At 58.6% G+C, this 22,008-nt stretch carries 17 protein-coding genes; 16 read left to right on the forward strand and 1 reads right to left on the reverse strand.

Features of this window, described 5'->3' with window-relative positions:
- The 13 genes from WNZ14_RS10155 to WNZ14_RS10215 all read left to right on the forward strand — a co-directional run bounded on the left by WNZ14_RS10155 (window position 1) and on the right by WNZ14_RS10215 (window position 19,695).
- The gene (locus WNZ14_RS10155) at window positions 1–780 is read left to right on the forward strand and encodes an IclR family transcriptional regulator (protein ID WP_342868443.1); all 780 of its coding nucleotides are present in this window, start codon (window positions 1–3) and stop codon (window positions 778–780) included.
- Complete coding sequence (locus tag WNZ14_RS10160; RefSeq protein WP_342868444.1) at window positions 777–2,855, forward strand: hydantoinase/oxoprolinase family protein; 2,079 nt, start codon at window positions 777–779, stop codon at window positions 2,853–2,855. The genes WNZ14_RS10155 and WNZ14_RS10160 overlap by 4 nt, the downstream gene beginning before the upstream one ends.
- Entirely contained in the window at window positions 2,855–4,402 is a 1,548-nt protein-coding gene (locus tag WNZ14_RS10165; RefSeq protein WP_342868445.1) for a hydantoinase B/oxoprolinase family protein, read from the forward strand. Before WNZ14_RS10160 ends, WNZ14_RS10165 begins: the two co-directional genes overlap by 1 nt.
- 76 nt (window positions 4,403–4,478) lie before the next feature.
- A complete protein-coding gene (locus WNZ14_RS10170; RefSeq protein ID WP_342868446.1) occupies window positions 4,479–5,993 on the forward strand; it encodes an AMP-binding protein in 1,515 nt (504 codons plus the stop codon).
- A gap of 426 nt (window positions 5,994–6,419) precedes the next feature.
- Complete coding sequence (locus tag WNZ14_RS10175; protein WP_342868447.1) at window positions 6,420–7,265, forward strand: hypothetical protein; 846 nt, start codon at window positions 6,420–6,422, stop codon at window positions 7,263–7,265.
- 61 nt (window positions 7,266–7,326) lie between these two features.
- The gene (locus WNZ14_RS10180) at window positions 7,327–9,522 is read left to right on the forward strand and encodes a hydantoinase/oxoprolinase family protein (RefSeq protein ID WP_342868448.1); all 2,196 of its coding nucleotides are present in this window, start codon (window positions 7,327–7,329) and stop codon (window positions 9,520–9,522) included.
- 12 nt (window positions 9,523–9,534) lie between these two features.
- Window positions 9,535–11,421 carry a hydantoinase B/oxoprolinase family protein gene (locus WNZ14_RS10185; protein ID WP_342868449.1) on the forward strand — a complete coding sequence of 629 codons (1,887 nt, stop codon included), beginning with the start codon at window positions 9,535–9,537 and terminating at the stop codon, window positions 11,419–11,421.
- Window positions 11,422–11,547: 126 nt separating this feature from the next.
- Window positions 11,548–12,636, forward strand: coding sequence for a sugar ABC transporter substrate-binding protein (locus WNZ14_RS10190; protein ID WP_342868450.1), 1,089 nt, complete (start codon window positions 11,548–11,550; stop codon window positions 12,634–12,636).
- A complete protein-coding gene (locus WNZ14_RS10195; protein ID WP_342868451.1) occupies window positions 12,633–14,204 on the forward strand; it encodes a sugar ABC transporter ATP-binding protein in 1,572 nt (523 codons plus the stop codon). Before WNZ14_RS10190 ends, WNZ14_RS10195 begins: the two co-directional genes overlap by 4 nt.
- A 15-nt stretch (window positions 14,205–14,219) precedes the next feature.
- Complete coding sequence (locus WNZ14_RS10200) at window positions 14,220–15,293, forward strand: ABC transporter permease (RefSeq protein ID WP_342868452.1); 1,074 nt, start codon at window positions 14,220–14,222, stop codon at window positions 15,291–15,293.
- 267 nt (window positions 15,294–15,560) lie between these two features.
- The gene (gene istB / locus WNZ14_RS10205) at window positions 15,561–16,319 is read left to right on the forward strand and encodes an IS21-like element helper ATPase IstB (RefSeq protein WP_342868453.1); all 759 of its coding nucleotides are present in this window, start codon (window positions 15,561–15,563) and stop codon (window positions 16,317–16,319) included.
- 338 nt (window positions 16,320–16,657) lie between these two features.
- The gene (locus WNZ14_RS10210) at window positions 16,658–17,158 is read left to right on the forward strand and encodes an oxidoreductase (RefSeq protein ID WP_342868454.1); all 501 of its coding nucleotides are present in this window, start codon (window positions 16,658–16,660) and stop codon (window positions 17,156–17,158) included.
- 50 nt (window positions 17,159–17,208) lie between these two features.
- Entirely contained in the window at window positions 17,209–19,695 is a 2,487-nt protein-coding gene (locus WNZ14_RS10215; protein ID WP_342868455.1) for an ATP-binding protein, read from the forward strand.
- A 198-nt stretch (window positions 19,696–19,893) separates the two neighbouring features.
- On the opposite strand, the gene WNZ14_RS10220 is transcribed toward WNZ14_RS10215, so the two are convergent.
- Window positions 19,894–20,148: a hypothetical protein gene (locus tag WNZ14_RS10220; protein ID WP_342868456.1), complete on the reverse strand. Its 255-nt coding sequence runs from the start codon at window positions 20,146–20,148 to the stop codon at window positions 19,894–19,896.
- Between the two features lie 72 nt (window positions 20,149–20,220).
- Between WNZ14_RS10220 and WNZ14_RS10225 the strand changes: the two genes are divergently transcribed.
- The 3 genes from WNZ14_RS10225 to WNZ14_RS10235 are packed head-to-tail and all read left to right on the forward strand — an operon-like array spanning window position 20,221 to window position 21,847.
- Entirely contained in the window at window positions 20,221–21,090 is an 870-nt protein-coding gene (locus WNZ14_RS10225; protein WP_342868457.1) for a SpoIIE family protein phosphatase, read from the forward strand.
- Window positions 21,066–21,431, forward strand: coding sequence for an STAS domain-containing protein (locus WNZ14_RS10230; RefSeq protein ID WP_342868458.1), 366 nt, complete (start codon window positions 21,066–21,068; stop codon window positions 21,429–21,431). Before WNZ14_RS10225 ends, WNZ14_RS10230 begins: the two co-directional genes overlap by 25 nt.
- The gene (locus WNZ14_RS10235) at window positions 21,431–21,847 is read left to right on the forward strand and encodes an ATP-binding protein (protein WP_342868459.1); all 417 of its coding nucleotides are present in this window, start codon (window positions 21,431–21,433) and stop codon (window positions 21,845–21,847) included. Before WNZ14_RS10230 ends, WNZ14_RS10235 begins: the two co-directional genes overlap by 1 nt.
- The last annotated feature ends 161 nt before the right edge of the window (window positions 21,848–22,008 follow it).

A 22,008-nucleotide genomic window follows, 5' to 3' on the forward strand; every position in this document is an offset into this window, starting at 1 on the left:
ATGAAAGACACCAGCAAGATCAACAACCATTCGGCAATCGCCGCCTTTCAGATCATCGAGGAAATGGCGCCGATGAATGAAGACGTGCGGGTCACCGATCTCGCCAAACGCCTGGGCATGCCGAGGGCGAAAGTCTACCGCTACCTGCAGACCCTGAGCAACATCGGCTATGTCCGTCAGGACCCGGTGACCGAGCGCTACCGGCTGACGCTGAAACTGTTTCATGTCGGCCAGGCCATTGCGGACGGCACGCAACTGACCAGCACCGCGCGGCCTGTGATGGTGCAACTGCGCGACAAGGCAGCTCTCACCTGTACGCTCTCGATTCCCGAAGACAGCGGCATGCGCGTGGTCGACATCGTCCGCGTCGATTCTCCGGTGCAGATCATCACCAAACCGGGTGCGCTTCTGTCCTTCCATGCTTCTGCCCAGGGAAAGATCGCACTGGCTTTTGGCGATCCGGATCTGCTGCCTGCAGTGCTTGGCGCCGATCATGCTGCCCTGCCCAATGGCAAGGTTTTCAGCCCGGCCCGGCTGGAGGCCGAAATTGCCCGCGCCCGTCAAACCGGTTGGGCGGTTGCTCCCGCAGAGACCCTGAGCGGCCTCAACGCTATCTCGGCGCCGATCTTCGATCTCGAAAACAAGTTTGTCGCCACCATTACCATTGCCGGCTCGCTTCAGGATATCCCGCCTGAACCGACAGCCGCTCTTTGTGCCGCGGTCACCGAGGCTGCGCGCGCCATATCCATCGATTTGGGATGCACGGAGTACCCGACATGACACGTTATTCACTCGCCATCGATATTGGCGGAACCTTCACCGACGCCGTTCTTCTGGCCTCCGATGGACAGAGCTATGTCGACAAGACACTGACCACCCACAACAATCTGCTTGAAGGGTTTTTCCGGGGCGTCGATCTTGTGCTGGGCAAGGCCGGCATTGCACCGGGCGAAGTCGATGATGTGATCGTCCATGCCACGACCGTGGTCACCAATGCGCTGATCGAGCGCAAGGGCCCGCCAGTGGCGTTGCTGCTGACCGAGGGCTTCCGCGATGTTCTCTACATCCGCGAGGAACACCGCTACGACATGTATGATCCGCAGATCGAGTTTGCCGAGCCGCTGATCCCGATGGAGCGCACCTTCACAGTCCGCGAGCGTACCTATGCTGATGCCACGGTTGATGTCTCGGTAGACAGAGAGGAAGTCCTCGAGATCATCGCCAAGTGCCGTAAGGCCGGTATTGTCTCGGTCGCCGTCTGCTTCCTCAATTCCTACCGCAATGGCGCCAACGAGGAAGAAGTGCGGCGCATCTTCAATGAAGAAGCGCCCGACATCTATGTTTCGCTGTCAAGCGTGATCGCACCGCAGATGCGCGAATATCTCCGCGCCTCGACAGTGGCGATCAATGCCTACACGGTGCCGATCACAAGGCCTTATCTGTCGGCGCTGATCACCGAACTCAAGACCCGCGGGTTCTCCCAGCAGCCGCTGATCATGCTGTCCAATGGCGGCGTTATAGGCGCCCATCGGGCCAGCACCATTCCTGTGCGGATGATCGAATCCGGTCCCGCAGCGGGCGCGTTGGTCGCCTGCTATTTCTCCCGCATCTTCGACATCCCGGATCTGATTTCCTTCGACATGGGCGGCACAACGGCCAAGGCCTGTATCGTTCAGGATCACGAGCCGTTGGTCACCGGTACCTTCGAGGTCGACCGTCGCTACCGCTTCAAGCCAGGCAGCGGCATGCCGATCACCGTGCCGTCGATCGACATGATCGAGATTGGCGCGGGCGGTGGTTCGATCGCCTCGGTCGATGATCTCGGTCTCCTGAAGATCGGCCCGGAAAGCGCCGGTTCAATGCCGGGGCCTGCCTGCTACGGACGCGGCGGCGCAGACCCGTGCGTCACCGACGCGGATGTGGTCCTGGGCATTCTGGATCCGAAACGCTTCCTGGGCGGCGACATGCAGCTTGATACCGCCGCCGCAGAGAAGGCGCTTGATGATCTCGGCACCAAACTCAATCTGCCACGATCGCAGGCTGCCTGGGGCGTCTTCGAAGTCGTCTGCGAACAGATGGCGGCGGCGACACGGACCCATGCCACAGAGCGCGGGATTGATTATCGCGGCCTGCCGCTCCTGGCCTTCGGCGGCGCAGGTCCTGTCCATGCCTGCATGGTTGCCGAACTGACCGAGAGCACCAAGGTCATCTACCCGCCCCTGGCAAGCGTGCTGTCGGCATTCGGCACTCTGGTGACGCCAGCGCAGATCGATCTGGTCCGAAGCCTGGTCTCTCCGCTCAATGATCTTGACTGGAATGGGGTGGGTACAGTTCTGCAAAGCATGATCAAGGAAGGCGGCGACGCGCTTCGCGAAGCAGGCATCCCCGATGGCGAGGCCCGCTTCGCCTATGCGGTGGAGATGCGCTATTCGGGACAACAGTCGGAAGTACGTATCAACCTGCCCGCCGAGGTGGTGAAGGCCCAAGACACCAAGCGCATTCATGATCTGTTTGAGGCCGAGTATCACCGCCAGTATGGTCTCAAGCTTGCCGGAATGGGCATCGAGATCGTCAACTGGCTGATCACCGCCAGCGGTGCGCAGGCGGACCGGCCGGCAGCCCGGCAGGCAAATGCGGGTGCGGAGCGAGCAACCGAAAGCCGCAACGTCTTCATCGGCGGCGAGCCTAAGTCGGTTCAGGTCTATCAGCGCTCGATGATCACTGCCGACGACCGTATTGCCGGTCCTGTGATCATTGAAGAACGAGAAACAACAATCTTCGTACTCGAAAATTGGGTCGCCACCCTGCATGCCAGTGGCAGCATCGTGGCCGAAAAGACAAAGGGAGCCTCGTGATGGATGGCGTCGAACTTCAGATTCTGTGGAGCAATCTCATCGGCATCGTCAGCGAGCAGGCGAGAGCCCTGCAGCGCATTGCCTTCAGCCCGATCGTCCGCGAGGCGGGTGACCTCGCCAACGGGTTGTTTGACGAGAACGCGCGGATGGTGGCCCAGGCGGTTACTGGAACGCCTGGTCACATCAACTCGCTGGCTGCTGCTGCCCGCAACCTGCTTGAGCACACCGACATGGACAAGCTTCGTCCCGGCGACGTGCTGATCACCAACGATCCCTGGATGTCGGCGGGACATTTCTTCGACATCACCATCATATCGCCGATCTTCCGCGATGGCCGGATCATCGCCTATGCCGGATCGACCATCCACCACTCCGACATTGGTGGGTATGGCATCGGCTCCGGCGCCCGCGATATCCACGAGGAAGGCCTGTGGATCCCGGTGATGAAGCTTTACGATGAGGGCAAGCCGAACGAGACGCTGTTCTCGATCATCAAGCGCAATGTGCGCACGCCAGATGCGCTGATGGGTGATCTTGGCGCGCAGGTATCAAGCGGCATGATCGCCGCCGAACGCCTCAACGCGCTCTGCGACCGTTATGGCCTCGATGACATTTCCGAACTGTCGGAAGAAATCATCAAACGCTCCGAAAAGGCGACCCGTGACGCCATTGCCAAGCTTCCCGCCGGCACCTGGCACGGCGCCTCGAAGTTCGATGTGCCGGGCGGGGAAGTGATCGATCTCAAGACGGCCGTGACCGTCGACCCGGAAGCAGGCGAAATCACCATCGATTTCGAAGGTTCGTCCGGCCCCAGCGCCATGGGCATCAACGTGGTGCCGGCCTACACCCATGCCTATGCGACGTTTGCGATCCGATCGACGCTCAATCCGGACCTGCCCAACAATGCCGGTTCCCTGGCGCCGATCAAGATTAAGCTTCCGGACGAATGCGTGGTCAACGCGCGCTATCCGTCGCCGGTTAACGCCCGCCATGTGGTCGGCATGTATGTGCCATTCCCGATCCTCAAGGCCCTGGCCCAGATCCTGCCCGATGATGTCATCGCCGAAGGGTCCGGAGCGGTCTGGACGATTCAGGTCCAGGGCAAGGATGCCAACGGCAAGCCGTTCACCAGTTCCATGTTCAACTATTCAGGTGGCATGGGCGCACGCGCTCACAAGCCTGGCCTTTCGGCAATCTGCTATCCCACGGGTGTGTCTGCGGTTCCGGTCGAGGTGCTTGAGGCGTCCTATCCGATTGCCTTTACCTGCAAGGAACTGGAGCGCGGGACCGGCGGCGCAGGACGCCAGCCCGGCGGCGACGGCCAGCGGATCGGTTACCGGATGCGCACCAATTCGCGCTGGCTTCTCAACACAATCCCGAGCCGGCTGTCGTACGGGCCGGAAGGCATTTTCGGTGGCGGTGATGGAACCAAGGGCACCTTCCAGATCAACGGCGAGGATGTGGTCGACACCCGCAAGCGTGAAATGAACCCGGACGACGAGGTGTTCATGATCACCCCTGGCGGCGGTGGCTACGGCAAAGCTTGATCCCAAGCCCGCCCGGCGGATACTGTCTGGCGGGCGGGCATTCACTGAAGATCAGACAGGACTGCGAACAGACACGATGAACCTTGCAGAATGGCTAGTGCGCACGGCCAGGAGACAGCCTGAAGCTCCGGCCCTGTTGTCGGGCGAAGATCTGGTCGCGACTTATGCCGAGTTCGCGGGTCGTGCCGCCTGCATCGGTGCGTTCCTGCAAACGCGGTATCAGGTGCAGCCCGGCGATCGTGTCGCCATTTTCATGAAGAACAGCACGACCTATCTCGAACTGCTTTATGGCATCTGGTTCTGCGGCGCGGTTGCGGTTCCCATCAATGCCAAGCTTCATCCCCGCGAGGCGGCCTATATCGTCGAGCATTCGGAAAGCCGGGTAGTGTTCGTCTCGGGCGACGGCGACCTGGCGGCTTTGATCCCTGCCGCATGCGCGCTGCACGACATCGAAACAAAACCCGCGTTTGCCCCCGATGTTGAAGCGCTCGCAGCACCCGTGCCGCGCGCGGCTGATGACCTGGCGTGGCTGTTCTACACCTCGGGCACCACCGGCAAGCCCAAAGGCGTGATGCTGACCAACGCCAATCTTCATGCCATGGCTTTCGCCTATTTTGTCGATGTTGATGATGTCCTGCAGGAGGATGCCGCAGTCTATGCAGCACCGATCTCGCATGGCGCAGGGCTTTACAATCTCATGCATGTGCTGCGCGGAAGCAGGCATGTCATCCCGGCCTCCGGCGGGTTTGATGCGCTCGAATTGTGTGCGCTGGCTCCAAGGCTCGGCAACGTCACCATGTTCGCGGCCCCGACCATGATCAGCCGCTGGCTGGCCGCAGCGCGGCAGTCGGGCTATGCGGGGGAGGGGCTACGCACTATCGTCTATGGCGGTGGTCCGATGTACGTGGCCGACATCGAGGCGGCGACAAAGCAGTTCGGCGCGCGTTTTGTCCAGATCTACGGGCAGGGCGAATGCCCGATGGCGCTGACCTCGCTGTCCCGCGCCGATATAATGGACCGGCAGCATCCGCGCTGGCGTGACCGGCTGGCCTCCGTCGGCACCGCGCAATCCTGTGTCTCCGTTCGGGTGGTCGACGCTGATGGCGTTGACATGCCAGCGGGCGAGATCGGCGAGATCATTGCATCGGGATCTCCGGTGATGAAGGGATACTGGAAAAACCCCGATGCCACTGCCCAGAGCATCAAGCATGGCTGGCTGTGGACCGGCGACATGGGCTCTCTCGACGACGACGGCTACCTTACCCTGCGCGACCGCTCCAAGGATGTCATCATTTCTGGCGGCACCAACATCTATCCGCGCGAAGTCGAGGAAGCGCTGCTGACCCATCAGCTGGTGGCGGAAGTGTCTGTCATCGGCCGCGCGAGCGCGGAATGGGGCGAAGAGGTCGTGGCCTTCATTGTCGCCTCCGGTTCGCGAACACCGAGCATGTCGGAGCTCGACGCCCACTGCCGCACGCTGATTGCGGGCTTCAAGCGCCCGAAAGCCTATTTCTTCGAGACGGCCCTGCCCAAGAACAACTACGGCAAGGTGCTCAAGACCGAACTCAGGGAAAAACTGGGCGCGCTGTAGGTCAGCTGCGAAGTGCCAAGACCGGCAGGTGGGTGCTGCGGGCTAAACCCTTGGCATCCTCCTGGATCAGCGCCAGCCTGTGGGCCTTGGTCTCATCCGTAAGCGCTGACTTGGCCTGAGATCTGTAAGGTGAGGCACTGCTCCTTTTGTGTTCTCCGCATTTTTTTGTACCCAACCAATTTGTGGTGAATAATCGGCCTGGAACCGCACAAGCGGGAGAAGTTGAGGTCAAACATCAGGTTTTTGCCAGATAGTTTTGCAGAATATTGCCGAAAGCCTTTCGCAATGGCTGGCTCGGCATTCGCCTGCCACCTTTATCCCTGCGATCCAAAGAATATGTTTGCGAAGAGCTGCTTGAACTTCTCTCGAAGATGCAGCAGTCTCCACCTGACAAGTCAATAACTTGAGGGATTGAGTTACGGAGGCATGGGGATCGAGCGAACCGAATCCGGTCATCACTTCTTGCCAATCGGGGAGGCAGCACAGCTTCTCGGGTTGAGCCGGATCCGCTTACGCGAAGCAATCACGAAAGGATTGCTCTCCGCCCGCCGCGACAATGAAGGCCACCTTCGCGTTGATCTGAGCGCCGTCCCGAAAGACTTCGATACCCGGCTGGCAGCAGAAAAGGCTCAGCCGGGCGAGCTGCTCGAAACCCTGTTTGACGAGATTGAAGAGCTGCAGTTTCATCTGGCTGGCCGGGATGTCGATATCGAGCGGCTCACATCGCTTCTTGACCGCCAGGACGCTGCCCTCGAGCGCTCGATGGAGCTGAACGAACGCGGCCTCGCAGTCAGTTCCCCAAACCACATCGCAGAAGACGGCAGCGCCAAGGCTCTGGCTGATGTCTCGGACCGTGCATTTGGGATGCTGGACGATGTGGCCGACCGTCTCGAAACCGCGATGGCGCAAAACGATAAGTTCCGCCAACTGGTGGAGCGCGCACTTGACCTGTCGGAACGTGCCGCATCGGGCTCTGGTGACAAGATCGAAGAGTTGTCCGGAGCTGTGGAGCGGGCGCTGAGCCTGTTGGATCGCTCCCTGCAGGAAGGTGAATCCAAAGGCGAGGCAGCCGCACGCCTGACCGGATTGCTGGACCGCGCGCTGACCACGAGCCAGCAGCTTGAAAAGCAGGTCCAAGATAAAGTCGAAGTGATCAATCGTCAGGAAAAGACGGTGGGAAAAATGCTTTGCATTTCCGAGCGGGCGGTCGGTCTTGCCGACAGCGCACAGCCGCGCCGGTGGCGATGGCTGGACTGGTTTACAGGAAGATAGATGAATTCAGGCAATTGATCGGACCAGACGGGCGATCGACATTGACGGGGTATATAGTGGAATGAACAGCACCGACGATATGATCAAACGTTATGAGGACCGACTTGCCGCATTCGAGGAGCGGTTGCGCCGCATGGAGGCAGGCTCCGGCGCTTTGCCGCAATCGCGCTCAAAAACCCGTGCAGGCGGTGGACTGCGCCTGGGCGTCGATGTCGGCGGCACCTTCACGGACTTGCTGCTGCTGGATGAAAAGAATGGCCGCACATTTACCGCCAAAGTGCCCTCGACGCCGTCCGACAGTTCGATAGGTGTTCTCAACGGCATCGAGAAGATCTGCCGCGAGGCCGGGATCGAACCCAGGGAGATTACAGAGGTAATGCACGGCACGACCGTTGCAACGAACACGGTGCTGACCAGTTCCGGAGCGCTCGTTGGATTGGTGACGACCAAGGGCTACAGGGACGTGCTTCAGATCGCGCGGTCTTACGTTCCAGGCGGTCTGGGCGGCTGGGTGATCTGGAACAAGGCCGCGCCGCTGGCGCCGCTGGAATATACAATCGAGGCCGATGAACGCATGGATGCCCACGGAACGGCAATCGTTCCGCTGGATGAAAAGGCGATCCGCAAGAGCCTGAAGTCGCTGCTCAGCAGCGGCATCGAGGCGCTCACGATTGCCCTTTTCAACTCCTATGCCAATGACGCGCATGAACTGCGGATTGCCGAGATAGCCCGTGAGATCGCGCCTGACATTCCGGTTTCGACATCCGCCTCGATCATGCCGGAAATGTACGAGTACGAGCGGACCGAGACCACGGTCGTCAATTCCTATGTCCGACCCGTGGTGTCGAAATATGTCTCGAACCTGCAAAAGGAACTGCAGCAGCGCATGGGAGACGTCATGCTGCAGATCCTCCGCTCTGACGGGGGGCTGTCATCGGCACAGTTGGCGATGGACCAGCCGGTGAACCTTCTGATGTCGGGTCCTGCGGGCGGCGTTTCCGGGGCGCTCTGGATTGCCAAGCAGGCGGACGTCAAGAACCTGCTCACATTCGACATGGGCGGGACCTCGACAGACGTTGCGCTGATCGAGAATTCCATCGCCCGGACAAGGCGTGAGACCCGCGTGGCGGATGTCACCGTCAGGGCGCCGTCGATCGACGTGCGAACCGTCGGCGCTGGCGGTGGCTCGATTGCCTATGTCCCGGAGCTGACAAAGGCACTGCGTGTCGGGCCTCAGTCGGCGGGAGCGGTTCCCGGACCTTCGGCCTACAACAAGGGCGGTGAACAGCCCACGGTGACGGACGCCAACGTTGTCCTCGGATATCTTCCCTCCGACGCCAAGCTGGGCGGCGACATGGAGATCAGCCGCGATCTCGCCGTCAAGTCAGTGACCGGGATCGCCAATGCGTTGTCGATTTCCGTTGAGGAAGCGGCGGAAGGCATCGTCAAGATCGTCAATGAGAACATGTGTGGCGCGCTCCGGCTGGTCTCGGTCGAACAGGGTTATGATCCGCGCGAATTCGCGCTGATGGGCTTTGGCGGAGCCGGCCCGCTGCACGTCAATGCGCTGGCCAAGTTGATCAATTCATGGCCGGCGATCATTCCTCCCGGCCCCGGCGTTCTCTGCGCCTATGGTGATGCGACCACGCGGTTGCGCAACGAGGCCAGCCAGACCTTTGTGACGCGGATCTCAGAGACCTCGGACCGGAAAATCGGCGACATGCTCGAGGCTTTGCAAAAGAGTGCGGCGGAAGCCCTGAGCGAGGAAGGTGTTGCACCCGAGGAGCAGGACGCCTTCTACCAGATCGACATCCGCTATCGCGGGCAGGGGATGAAGCTGACGATCAACATTTCGCCGGAAGAGTTTGCGCGCGATGGGCTCGTCGGGGTCGCCGAGCGCTTCGACAAGGAGCACGAACAGCTCTTCACGTTCGCGCTCGACGCCGACCACGAACTCGTCGGCCTGCGAACCGTGGTTCAGGGTGCGGAAAAGAGCTTCATTGCACCCAGCCGAGGCCAGGGCGGAACGGACGCCTCCGGCGCTCGGGTCCAATCCACAAAGGTCTACGCCGACGGTCAATGGCGCGAAGCGCATATATACGATCGCGGCAAGCTCAACCCCGGCAACCGGGTCGAGGGACCTGCGGTGCTCACGGAAATGGATTCAACGTCGCTGATCCTGCACGATCATGTCGGCATCGTCGACGAGGTTGGCAATGTGCTGATCTGGCCCGCAAACCACAAAAACGCTCGCTGAGGAAAGACCACCATGGCCGCCACAATTGTCGAGACAAACACCAAGCCGTTCAACCGGGTTCAGGTCGATCCGATCACCCTGGACATCGTCGAAAATGCCTTGAGAAACGCGCGAACCGAAATGGACGCCGTGCTGTTCAGAACCGCGATGTCGCCCGGCATCCGCGAGCAGCACGACGCCTTTCCGATGATCGCCAACCAGGAAGGCAAGATGGTGGTCGGCCAGTTCGGCTCCTTCCTCTATGGCTTCATCGCCGGATATGAAGGCACCATCGAGGATGGTGATATCTTCATCACCAATGACCCCTATTCCTGCAACGGCGCAGTCAGTCATCTGAACGACTGGCTGCTGATGATGCCGATCTTCCATGAAGGCAAGCTGGTCAGCTGGGCGGCGATGTTCGGGCACATGACGGATGTCGGCGGCAAGGTTCCCGGTTCGCTTCCGACCGACGCCAAGATGATCTTCGAGGAGGGCATCATCATCCCTCCGACCAAGATTTACCGGAAGGGCAAGCTCGCCGACGAGATCCTCAACATCCTGCTGCACAACACCCGTATGCCGGAATGGAACAAGTCGGACTTTTTCGCCATCATTGCCGCGTTGCGCCTGGCGGAAAGACGCGTTCGCGAGAACATCGACCGCTTCGGTGCCGACTATTACATTTCGGCCATGTGGGACATGCTCGACCGCAACAGGGCGGCGATGAGCGCGATCATCCAGATGATCATTCCCGAGGCGGTCGACGGAAAGAAAGCCTATTTCGAGGACTGGATAGACGATGATGGCATGGGCAATGGGCCCTACAAGATTGCCTGCTCGTTGCACCGTGAAGGCGAGATTGCCTATTTCGATTTCTCCGAAAGCGATCCGCAGAGTTTCTCCTCGATCAATTTCCTGTTGAACGAAGAGATGTTCAAGATGTTCTTCGGGGCATTCACCATCAACCTGTTCGATCCGCAGATCCTGTTCAATGACGGCTTCTACGACCTCATCGAGGTTCACATCCCGGAAGGCTGTATTCTCAAGCCGAAGAAACCTGCGGCGCTGTCCTGCCGGACACACATGTTGGGTCGGATCTTTGACCTGATGGGCGGATTGCTGGGGCAGGGCGCGCCTGATGCTCTCAACGCTGCCGGCTTCTCCGACAGCCCGCACTTCATGTATTCCGGCTTCAACACGCAGGGCGAATGGTACCAGCTCTTCCAGATCGGCTTCGGTGGTGTGCCGGGGCGTCCAGCCGGCGACGGGCCGGACGGGCATTCGATGTGGCCTGCCTTCACCAATGTTCCCAACGAGTTTCTGGAGGCCTATTTCCCGCTGCGCATTCGCGAATATGCGACCATCCCCGACAGTGGCGGAGCTGGTCTGCATCGCGGCGGCAATGGAATCGTGATTGCCTACGAGATGATGGAAAAGGGCGAAATCTCCATCCACGACGATCGCTGGCTGACCTACCCGTGGGGTGTAAACGGCGGCGAGCCGGGAATGCGCTCGACCAAGCGACTGGTGCGCAAGAATGGCGGCGAGGAAAACATCCCGTCGAAATGCGACCGCGTCGCGGTCGAACCTGGCGACATGCTGTACTTCAACACCTGGGGCGGCGGCGGCTGGGGCGACCCGCTGGCGCGCGATGCCGAGCTGGTGGCGATGGACGTCAAACGCGGGCTGGTGACGCAGGAAGGCGCCAAGCGCTATGGCGTGGTGATCGAAGACGGTGACGTCGACACGCGTGCCACCAGAAAGCTGCGGGAAAAAATGGCCACCGACCAGGACAAGCCGTTGTTCAATCGCGGTTTCGAGTCGATCGAGGAACTGAAGGGGCGGTGCAAGAAAGAGACCGGCTTCGAAGCACCCAAGGCACCAGTGTTTCGCCGCTTCGTCCAGGCAGCGGAATAGGAAAGACCGGTGGCCGGGCCTGACCCAAACATGGGCGCCCCGGCCACCACGTCCGGCAAGTCTCTACCGAAGATGCAGTCACATAAAAGCATACAAGACGTCATTTTTAACAAGGAGAACTGACCAATGAAGAACCTGATACTTCCGACCTTGGGCGGATTGCTCATGCTTGCCGTTCCCGCGAAGGCTGACATGGCCGCTGCCGAGGCGCTTATCGCGAAACACAGCCAGCTGCCCACGTTCGAAGCGCCCGGGCCTGCCTTCGACGCCAAGGCTTGCATGAAGGACAAGAAGATGTTCGTCATACCGTTGACCAACGCCAATCCCTTCAACGCCGCAATCAGCCAGGGCTTTGTCGACGCGGCCGCCATGGTCGGTTTCGAACTGCGTGACTGGGAAACCCAGATGGATCCGGCCGGCTGGATCCAGGGCATCAATACGGCAACGGCGGAAGGTTTTGACCTGATCGACATGCAGGGCGGTCTGCCACCCGAGTTCCTGGTTCCCCAGATCACCGAGGCCCGTGCCGCGGGTGTCAAGGTAACAGCGACCCATAACTGGGATGCGACGACCCAGGCGGTGCCCGACTTCATGGATGGTGCTGCCAACACAGACTATGTGACGGTCGGGAAAATCATTGCTGCCTGGGCCATGGTGAAAACCGGCGGCAAGGTGAATGCCATCGTGCTCGGTCCCGACGAGATCACGCCGACAGCGCCGTTGCGCGATGCGATCATCGGCTATCTGAAAGACAACTGCCCGGACTGCAAAACGCAGTACATCAACGTGCCTGTGAACGACTGGGCAACCAAGACCCAGCCGGCTGTGCAGAATGCGCTGCTTGCTGATCCGACCATCAACTACGTGCTGCCGGTCTACGATTCGATGTCACAGTTCATCGTGCCTGCCATCCAGATCGCCGGTTCGTCGGCAAAGATTGTCTCCTACAACGGCACACCCTTCGTGCTCGACATGATGCGTGATGGCGATATCGTGGAGATGAATGTCGGCGAGAGCCTGGGTTGGGTCGGCATGGCCGGAACAGATGCAGATATGCGTCTTCTCTGCGGCCTCGACCCGGTCACCAAGCTGAACACGCCTGCCTTCATCTTCTCGGACGAGAATGTGGCGACAGCGGGCAATCCTGCCACGTTCAATGATGGATACGGCGATGTCCACAAGGCCGGGTTCGCCAAGCTCTGGGGCGTTGAGTGAGGTCAGAAACCGCAGGGCGCGTCGGGGAAACCGACGCGCTCGACATCCGGCATCTTTCCAAACACTTCGGCGGCGCGGTTGCGCTTGACGATGTGTCTCTGACCGTCCGGCGCGGGGAGGTGCATGGACTGCTCGGCTCAAACGGGTCTGGCAAATCGACACTCATCAAGGTTCTTGCCGGCTTTCACACGCCCGAACCAGGTGCCGAGATCCGGCTCTACGGACAGAGCGTGCCGCTTCCCATTCCCGGCGCAAAGGTCCGGGAACTGGGGCTGGCCTTCGTGCACCAGCATCTTGGCCTCATTCCTTCACTCAGCGTCACGGAAAATCTTTTTATCGGTTCCCTTTCCACCGGCCATGACTGGGCGATCAACTGGGGTGCTGCCTATCGCGAGGCCGCCGCCATCTTTGCCCGTTTCGGCCTTTCTCTCGATCCCAAGGCGCCTGTCGGCACGCTGTCCGCGGTGCAGCAGGCGCTGCTGGCGATCGTACGCGCCTATGAGGATATTCGCAGGGCGACCGAGAACCATGTGGACCGGCCGGGCGTGCTCGTTCTCGATGAACCGACACCTTTTCTGCCAAGGGCAGGCGTTGAACAGCTTTTCGGTCTGGTACGACAATGCACGCAGCTCGGCGCAAGCGTCATTTTCGTCAGTCACGACGTGGACGAGGTGCGCGAGATTACCGATCGCGCAACGGTGCTGCGCGACGGTCACCTGATCGACACGGTGGTTACGGCAGACACCAGTCACGAGGCCTTCGTCGAGCGTATCATCGGCAGGACCATGGACGCCTACGCGGGCATCAACAAGCAGGCGCGGACCGCCCCGACTTCCGTTGCCGTGAGCAACCTTGCGATCGCTGGCGTCGGTCCCCTGGCATTCGATCTGGCGGAAGGCGAAATACTGGGCCTGACCGGTCTTATCGGATCGGGTTTCGACACTATTCCGGCCCTGCTCTACGGCGCCCGAAAGGGAACCACCGGCGAGATGAAAATCGATAACAAGAGCTTTGACCTTAGCGCGCTCAATCCGATCAAGGCGCTGGAGGCCGGAATTGCCTATCTGCCTGCGGATCGCCTGGGCGAGGCTGGCATAGGCTCGCTTTCTGTCGGCGACAACGTGTCCATGCCGGTTTACGGCCAGTTGCGTAGTCCTCTGGGATTGACGGACCGGCAAATCGGCGAGCACGCGCGAAAGCTCGGCCAGGGAGCAGGCGTGAAGCCGAACATTCCCTCGATGTCGCTTGCGGCGCTCTCCGGCGGAAACGCACAGAAGGCGCTGATGGCCAAGTGGCTGCAGATCGGGCCCCGGCTTTTGTTGCTCGATGAACCAACCCAGGGTGTCGATGTTGGTGCGCGGCAGCAGATCTGGGACGCACTCGACAGGACCGCGCAACACGGGGCGGCGATCCTGGTTTCGTCAACCGACTACGAGCAACTGGCGATGCTGTGCCATCGTGTGCTCATTTTTGCACGTGGGCAGATCGTTGCCGAACTGTCGGGGGCTGACCTGACCAAGGACTTGATTGCCGAACATTGCTACCGTTCGATGCCTCAGATTGCATAAGGGATTTAAACTTTCATGACCACAGTGGAGACATCCGATCCAATTGCGGCCTACGAGAAGCGCATAGCGGCGCTGGAAGCGAAGCTGAACAATCTCGAAGAGAGCGTGATTTCGCGGACCGCGCGTGAGACCGAGACATTCGACTGGAAAACATGGGCGGAGCGGTTCGGCCTGCTCATCGCGTGGGGTGTGATGATCCTCATTCTCGGTGCCTTCAAGCCGGATCAGATGTTTGCCTGGAACTCCTATGCGAGCATGTTCGGCTCCAACGCCATGGTCGTCGTGTTGACGCTGGCGCTGATGATCCCGTTGACGACCGGCGATTTCGACCTGTCTGTCGCCAGCGTCATGGGGCTGAGCTCGATGCTGCTGGCGGTGCTCAACGTCAAGATGGGCATGCCGATCGGCGGCGCCATTGTCTTCGTTCTCGCCGCGGGCGCGATTGTCGGATTGATCAACTCCTTTTTCATTCTCTATTTTGGCGTCCATTCATTGATCGTGACGCTGGGCACGGGCTATTTCATCAACGGCGTGATCCTGTGGGTGTCGAACTCCAACACCATCGCCGGCGTATCGATGGACCTGGTCAAGGCCGTCATTCTCACGCGTCTTTTCGGGATTCCGATCGGGTTTTACTACGCCTTGGCACTTTCTGTTCTGGTTTGGTATGTGTTCCAGCACACGAGCCTTGGACGACGTCTGCTGTTCGTCGGGCGGGGCCGCGAGGTGGCGCGGCTGTCGGGCGTCAACGTCAACCGGGTTCGTACCGGAGCGCTGGTGGCGTCGGGTGTCATCGCGGCGTTTGCGGGCGTTCTCTATACCGGTATGCGCGGGGCGTCTGACCCGTCATCGGCGCTGGCGTTCCTGCTGCCGGCCTTCGCTGCGGCGTTCCTGGGGTCAACCGCCATCTATCCGGGCCGCTTCAATGCACCAGGCGCTTTCGTCGCTGTTTTCTTCCTGTCGACCGGGATCATGGGATTGAATTTCCTTGGCGTCGACAGTTTCGTGCAGAACCTGTTCTACGGTGGAGGCCTGGTGATCGCGGTTTCAATCTCACAGCTTATCCGTGGCAGAAAGCCGATGGACTAGACCGACGGTTCCAAGAACGGAGCCTGGGTCGCCTGTTTTTGGATTTTCCCCGCTCTGATTACAGCGTCGGCGTGGTCGCGCCACTGGAGTTGTGCGGCTGCAAATGGTCCAGTTTATTGGGAGCACCTCAGACCCAATCCCGAACGACGCGACGTTCTCGAAGAACCGCCATGGATGGTTCCGGGACAACGATCTGTTGCGGCATTTCTTCGAGAAAGGTGTGGCAACGCAGTCTGGCTGGTCGATAGCTGAACGACACGGTTGAAGATGCACGGCATGGCACAGGCGGTGGGTGAACTGACCGAACAGGGATCGCCTGCCTTTGAGGCTGCCATTCCGGTCCTGTCGCAACTGCTCAAGGCCGAGACTGCAGAGCGGGAGGTCAGATCAACAGCCTACCAGCTCAAGACCGCACGCTTTCCAGCCTATCGTGATCTGAATGGCTTCGACTTCTCAAGCAGCGAGAGCAATGAAGCCCTGGTGCGCCAGTTGCATCGATGCGACTTCCTCGACGAGGCCAACAATATCGTGCTGGTCGGCGGCCCTGGCACAGGCAAGACCCACATCGCCACGGCGATCGGCGTGCAGGCAATAGAGCATCATCGCAAGCGCGTCCGCTTCTTCTCGACTGTCGAACTGGTCAATGCACTTGAGCAGGAGAAGGCACAGGGTCGGTCAGGTCAGATCGCGAATCGCCTGATGCATTCTGATCTCGTGATCCTTGATGAGCTTGGCTATCTGCCGTTCAGTGCATCAGGCGGGGCTTTGCTCTTCCATCTGCTGAGCAAGCTCTATGAGCGCACCAGCGTCATCATCACCACCAACCTCAGCTTCAGCGAATGGGCCAGCGTGTTTGGCGACGCCAAGATGACGACTGCGCTGCTGGATCGGCTCACCCATCACTGCCACATCCTCGAAACCGGAAACGACAGCTTCCGCTTCAAAAATAGCTCGGCGCACGACGCCAAATCCACAAAGGAGAAAAACAGGAACTTGACCGCAACACCAGACCCGAAACATAACTGAAAGGCGGGTCAAATCTCGGTGGAAATCAACATCTTGGCCCACACGGTAAGCAGCCGTTCGCGGAACTCCAGAGACAAGGCCGTTCGCGGCGTTTTTTTGACCTATGGTATGAACTGCGCCTCAGCCCTCCATATTGATGGCAAACTCAAATTGCCAAAAATTCTCTATAGGTCTCTCACAAACCTGTTTTGACTGAGTGCTTTTCGCGCGCGATTTCTCCCGAAATGCAGTTGCTGCCTCGTCAATATGATCGATGCGAACATGGCTATATACTGCCATCAATAAGATATAGATAATTAAGATATACTGCATATATCTCCAACAAACAGGAGGTTATCATGCCAATAAAATACGCACTATGTGCGCTGATTTTCTCTACTTGCACTGCATTCGCAGGTAACTTGGACAAGCCGGAGGGTGAAGTTGTACTGACTGTCTCCGGTTCGATCTCTGAAACAAACATGGGCGCGACAGCGCAATTCGATCGTGCGATGCTTGATGCGCTTGGTACGGTGGAGGTCGAAACCTCGACCATCTGGACAGATGGTGTACACAAGTTTGAAGGCGTTGAAATTGCGACTCTGCTGCGCGCGCTCGGCGTGACTAGCGGCACTCTGCGTGCCACGGCAGTCAACGACTACTCCATTGAAATTCCGGTCAGCGAAGCTGCGGAGGGCGGGCCCATTCTTGCCTCTCGCCGCGACGGAAAAGAGATGTCACTGCGCGACAAGGGGCCGCTTTGGGTCATTTATCCCTATGACCAGAATGAAGACTTTCGAACAGAAGCCGTTTATTCGCGAAGTATCTGGCAGCTCGACCGGATCGAGGTTGTAAACTGAGCCCCCCCGGCAAACTCCGTCGCCGCCTGGTTCTGGCGGCTGTTACCCTGATGGGTCTGGTGGGGATCGCCGCCATCAGCTTGCTTTCCCGGGATGTAGCAAGCGACATGAATCTGCTGCAGTCCGCCCAATCCGACAATGTGCAATGGACTTTGTCACAAAGCGAGGTGGAGTTTCTGGAGTTTGACGCTGCCGTAAACGATGCACTCAGCAGCCCCAGTCACGACCTATCTCAGCTGCGCAAGAGATTTGACGTTTTTTACAGCCGTATGGACACGCTGACAAACGCCAAGTTCTACAGGCAGATGCGCGGCGATATTGAAAACGACAAGCTGATAGAGAGCGTGCGCGTCTTTCTGGACAGCGCCGCGCCGATGATCGACGCACCTGATGACAGGCTCCGCGAAGCTTTACCGAAGATATCAGCCGATGCCATAGCTGCGCGCGAGGACATGCGCGAACTGGTTGTATCCAGCATAAAATTCTTTGCGAGCCTGTCCGATGCGCGGCGCACCGCATTCGGCGTCACGATCATGCGGCTGGTAGCAGCCGTCGCGGTGCTCGTCCTGTCGCTCGGTCTGCTTGTTCTCTATCTTGGACGTCTCAATTCCCAAAGCGTCGCCCGGGAACGCCACATTGCCCAAACAAGCCAGCGAATGAACACCGTCATGACCACCTCGCTTGACGCGGTCGTGGTCGCTGACGCGAATGGAGCAATACTCGAGTTCAATTCTGCTGCCGAGACCATCTTTGGTTATGCTGCTTCAGCCGTGATGGGACGTCCTATTGGCGAAGTCATAGTGCCGGAAAAGTATCGCGATGCGCATGATGCCGGCATGGAGCGCATGCGTAATAACGGGGCACGCAACGTGGTTGGCAAAGGACGCGTCAAACTCGAAGGAATGCGACATGATGGCAGCCTATTTCCGTGCGAACTGGCTATTCAGTCTGCAGTCACGGATGAAGGCAACATATTCATCGCCTTCATCCGTGACATCTCATTGCGGGTGGCGGCAGAACGCGAATTGATGGAGGCGCGTGATCAGGCGTTGGCAGGCGAGAGGGCCAAGACCGACTTTCTGGCGGTAATGAGCCACGAGATCCGCACCCCCTTGAATGGTTTGCTTGGGAATCTTTCCCTGCTTGACGCAACCCGGCTTGATGACCGCCAGCACAGATTTGTTGCCCACATGCAAACATCCGGCCGCCAATTGATGCGGCACGTCACCGACGTGCTCGACATCACACGCTATGATGCAGGCAAGCTTAGGATAAGCGCTGCTCCGATGCAGCTCAACGCACTGTTGCAGGATCTGGTTGATGGTCAGTCTGCAGCGGCGGCACGCCACAATACTACACTCGACTGGAGCTGGATCGGGACACCGCTGGACTGGATATCTGCTGATCGAGATCGTCTCGAGCACATCCTGATGAACCTCATCGGCAATGCCGTAAAATTCACTCGCAACGGGAAAATCACCATTACGTTTGAGGTTGTCGGGGAACGCGAAGACCAGCGCGATCTTGAAATTCAGGTGATGGATAACGGTGTCGGAATTGACCCGGATCAACTGGAGCACATTTTTGATGATTTTGTTACCGGCGATACGCTCTACGACCGGATGACCGAGGGGACAGGCTTGGGACTAGCCATCGTGCGACGCTTTGCCGAGGCTATGGACGGTCGGATCGCGGCGGAAAGCGTGCCGATGGAGGGGAGCCGGTTCACCTTGCATGTACCGGTCAAAGTGGCCGACCCTCCTGCGGAAGAAGAGGCACAGGTCGAGGCCGGGTTAGAGCCCGTAAAACCACGAAATATTCTGGTTGTGGAAGACAATCCGATCAATCAACAGGTTGTGCAGGACATGCTCAAGCTCGGTGGGCATGATGTAACACTTGTCGATGACGGGCGTGCGGCTGTGGAAGTGACAGAACGTCGGCACTTCGATCTTATCCTTATGGATATCTCCATGCCGATCATGGATGGGCGCGCTGCCACCCGGGCAATCCGATCTGGCGACGGCATCTGCGCTCACGTCCCAATTGTCGCTTTGACAGCGAATGCAATGCCGGACGAGCGCCAGGCATTCCTGGCAGACGGCATGACATCTGTTCTCATCAAGCCATTGTCCCGGTCAGCTCTTGATACTTTATTGGCGCAGCTGGCACTGCCAACAGGTTCGGTCGCCGATGAAATGACTGAAATATCTGAAACATCAGAAGACATCCCCCTTCTCGACGTGGAGCAGCTATCTGAAATGCGGGGGGTGCTTGGCGCGAAATTCCCCGCGCTCTTGGAGCAATTCGAAAAAGAGACAGACGCTCTGCTGAGCTGGCTCCACGAAGAGCAACCCCTTCCGGAAATATCGGCGCGTGTGCACAAGACAACAGGCGGCGCGGCCCTTTTCGGAGCTGTGGTGTTTCGTGAACAGTTAAGAGAGATATTGGTCGACGCCCGGTCTGGTATTCGCAGGACGTCTCCTAGTCTACACGTCCTTTGGCAGGACACTAAGGCTGCATTGCGCGCAGTTTTATAAAATTAATATCTGTTAATATTTCATCATATTATACATTTTTGAAAAATTGAAATTTCGTAACTTCAGGTAAGTAAAAATACCTATTACTAGTTTTACTTCCAGCGAAGTAATTGCATCATGGTGAAAACTCACTACCCGGATTTAAGATGCTGTTCACACAGTTAAAGTATTTTCTAATTTAGAAATACAAATAGCTTCTCAAGTGTATAGCGTTGAGGGTTTCTGATGAATGTAGTGGTAGTCGACGACGACGCTATTCAGCGTACGTTCGTTTCTAGCGTCTTGTAAAATCTGGGTTATCTGCCCATTGAGGCGGCCGATGGCGAGCGGGCACTTGAGTTGCTGGACCAGTCGGACGCGCAGGTTGTCGTCTGTGATCTGAATATGCCTGGCATAGATGGTCACGAGCTGACGCGCCGCATACGCGCCAAAGCCGGCGATCGCTACGTTCATATCCTAATGGTCACCGCGCATGATCAGACGTCGGCCCGCCGCCACGCACTTGAAGCTGGGGTCGATGATTTCATGGCCAAGCCGCTTGATCCGTCAATCCTTAAAGCACGAATGAACGCGGCCTCCAGGATTGTGAAGCACGAGGAGGTATTGGCGGAGAGAAACCGAGTTCTTGAAGAGGCCCGTGAGCGCATAGAAACCGATTTGCGCGATGCAGGTGGGGCCCAGCGTAGGCTGCTTCCGCCAGCGCATGCTGAGACCCGTGACTACCGGTTTCACTCGGCGTTTGTGCCATCATCATTTGTGTCTGGAGACATGTTTGGCTTTTTTGACATCTCCGACAGGTTTACCGGCGTTTATGCAATGGATGTATCGGGCCACGGGGTCCACGCGGCGCTGATGTCGGTGGCCGTCGGTCACCTGCTCACCGTGGATTACTTCCGTCAACATGCGATTGCCGCTGACGGGAGCCCTGACCCTTCGTTGTTGGCCAGGGCGCTCGACACACGCTTCCTGCGCGAAGACAGCAATGACTATTTTACCTTGTTTTGCGGTGTGATCGAACCTGCAACAAGCGAGCTTCACTACTGCCAGGCAGGCTATTCACCGCCGCTCATTGCAGCGTGCGATGGGCAGGTGCGCCAGGTAGGCGACGGCGGCTATCCGGTCGCACTCATCCCATGTGCCGAATTTCAAACGCAAAAAACCAGCTTCGGTTCTGACGAGACGCTGATCCTTTATTCAGACGGCGCAACTGAGGCCGAGAACATGAATTTCGAACCGTTCGGACAGAACCGTTTTGAGCGAACTGTCGCAGGGGCAGCGGGCGAAGTGTCCGCCATCCCGGGCGCTGTTGTGGCTGCTCTCGCTGATTGGCGTGCCGGTTCTCCTTTAGACGACGATCTAACAATTTTGGCATGCAAAAGAAGGATAGTTCAATGATTAAAACCGACAAGAAGAACGAAGGTATATGTATTGTTCGCCCTGGCAGCGAACGGCTCACCGCCGCCAATGCCACGACCTTCAAGACCGATGTATTTGCCTTGATTGACAACGGCGAGAGTCGTTTCGTCATTGACCTTGGCGACGTCTCCTTCGTCGATTCATCCGGTCTTGGCGCACTGGTTGGTTTGCTCAAGAAAATCGGAAATCGCGGAGAAATTGTGGTTTGCGGCCTGGCTGATAGCGTCGCGCAGATGTTCGCAATCACCCGCATGAACCGTGTGTTTGTAGCCTATGACACTGCTGACGCAGCTGTCAGCGCGCTGCAGGAGCGTGTCTGATGCATGCGGCCTTCGAAATGACCGCACAGATCGCCGCAGTCGATCCAATGGTGATTTCCCTGAAGGCCGCCGTCGCGGGACAGCTGCCGGAATCGAAGCTCGCCGGTCTCGAGGTCGCGCTATCGGAGGCCTTGGTCAACATCGTCGTGCACGCGGTCAAGCCGCCTTATGACAAGCCGGTCAGCATTGAAGTCAAACTTGATGCAGAAACCGCAACCTTTGTGATTTCGGACAAAGGCGCATCGGCCCCGCCTGACTTGTTCGAGAACGCCACCAGTCTCGACCTGATCGATGTCATGGCCGAGGGCGGTCGCGGCGTTTCACTCATCCGGTTCTTCGCCGACGATGTGTCTTATTGCTCCAGCGAAGGCGTCAATCGTCTCACCCTCGTGTTCGAGCGAAAGGAAAGCCAATGAACGCCTTGCGCTGTCTCCGGGCAACCATGATCGCAGCCCCTGAGCTGGTTTCCAACGAGCTTGCGGTGAGCCGCTCTCAACGAGCTTCTTCACGCCGACTGGTCTGCATCCCCAAGCTGCGAAGTCAACTGCGCTCAAACCCGATGAAAACCACCGTCCAT

Origin of the sequence: Hoeflea sp. AS60, assembly GCF_038900115.1 — a bacterium.
GTDB lineage: Bacteria > Pseudomonadota > Alphaproteobacteria > Rhizobiales > Rhizobiaceae > Hoeflea.

Coding starts and splice junctions, on each gene's coding strand:
- WNZ14_RS10200 (WP_342868452.1), top strand. CDS start 14,220: ATGACCACAGTGGAGACATCCGATCCAATTGCGGCCTACGAGAAGCGC.
- WNZ14_RS10185 (WP_342868449.1), top strand. CDS start 9,535: ATGGCCGCCACAATTGTCGAGACAAACACCAAGCCGTTCAACCGGGTT.
- WNZ14_RS10230 (WP_342868458.1), top strand. CDS start 21,066: ATGCAAAAGAAGGATAGTTCAATGATTAAAACCGACAAGAAGAACGAA.
- WNZ14_RS10160 (WP_342868444.1), top strand. CDS start 777: ATGACACGTTATTCACTCGCCATCGATATTGGCGGAACCTTCACCGAC.
- WNZ14_RS10180 (WP_342868448.1), top strand. CDS start 7,327: ATGAACAGCACCGACGATATGATCAAACGTTATGAGGACCGACTTGCC.
- WNZ14_RS10210 (WP_342868454.1), top strand. CDS start 16,658: ATGCCAATAAAATACGCACTATGTGCGCTGATTTTCTCTACTTGCACT.
- WNZ14_RS10215 (WP_342868455.1), top strand. CDS start 17,209: ATGGGTCTGGTGGGGATCGCCGCCATCAGCTTGCTTTCCCGGGATGTA.
- WNZ14_RS10190 (WP_342868450.1), top strand. CDS start 11,548: ATGAAGAACCTGATACTTCCGACCTTGGGCGGATTGCTCATGCTTGCC.
- WNZ14_RS10170 (WP_342868446.1), top strand. CDS start 4,479: ATGAACCTTGCAGAATGGCTAGTGCGCACGGCCAGGAGACAGCCTGAA.
- WNZ14_RS10235 (WP_342868459.1), top strand. CDS start 21,431: ATGCATGCGGCCTTCGAAATGACCGCACAGATCGCCGCAGTCGATCCA.
- WNZ14_RS10155 (WP_342868443.1), top strand. CDS start 1: ATGAAAGACACCAGCAAGATCAACAACCATTCGGCAATCGCCGCCTTT.
- WNZ14_RS10175 (WP_342868447.1), top strand. CDS start 6,420: ATGGGGATCGAGCGAACCGAATCCGGTCATCACTTCTTGCCAATCGGG.
- WNZ14_RS10165 (WP_342868445.1), top strand. CDS start 2,855: ATGGATGGCGTCGAACTTCAGATTCTGTGGAGCAATCTCATCGGCATC.
- WNZ14_RS10220 (WP_342868456.1), bottom strand. CDS start 20,148: ATGAACGTAGCGATCGCCGGCTTTGGCGCGTATGCGGCGCGTCAGCTC.
- WNZ14_RS10225 (WP_342868457.1), top strand. CDS start 20,221: ATGGCCAAGCCGCTTGATCCGTCAATCCTTAAAGCACGAATGAACGCG.
- istB (WP_342868453.1), top strand. CDS start 15,561: ATGCACGGCATGGCACAGGCGGTGGGTGAACTGACCGAACAGGGATCG.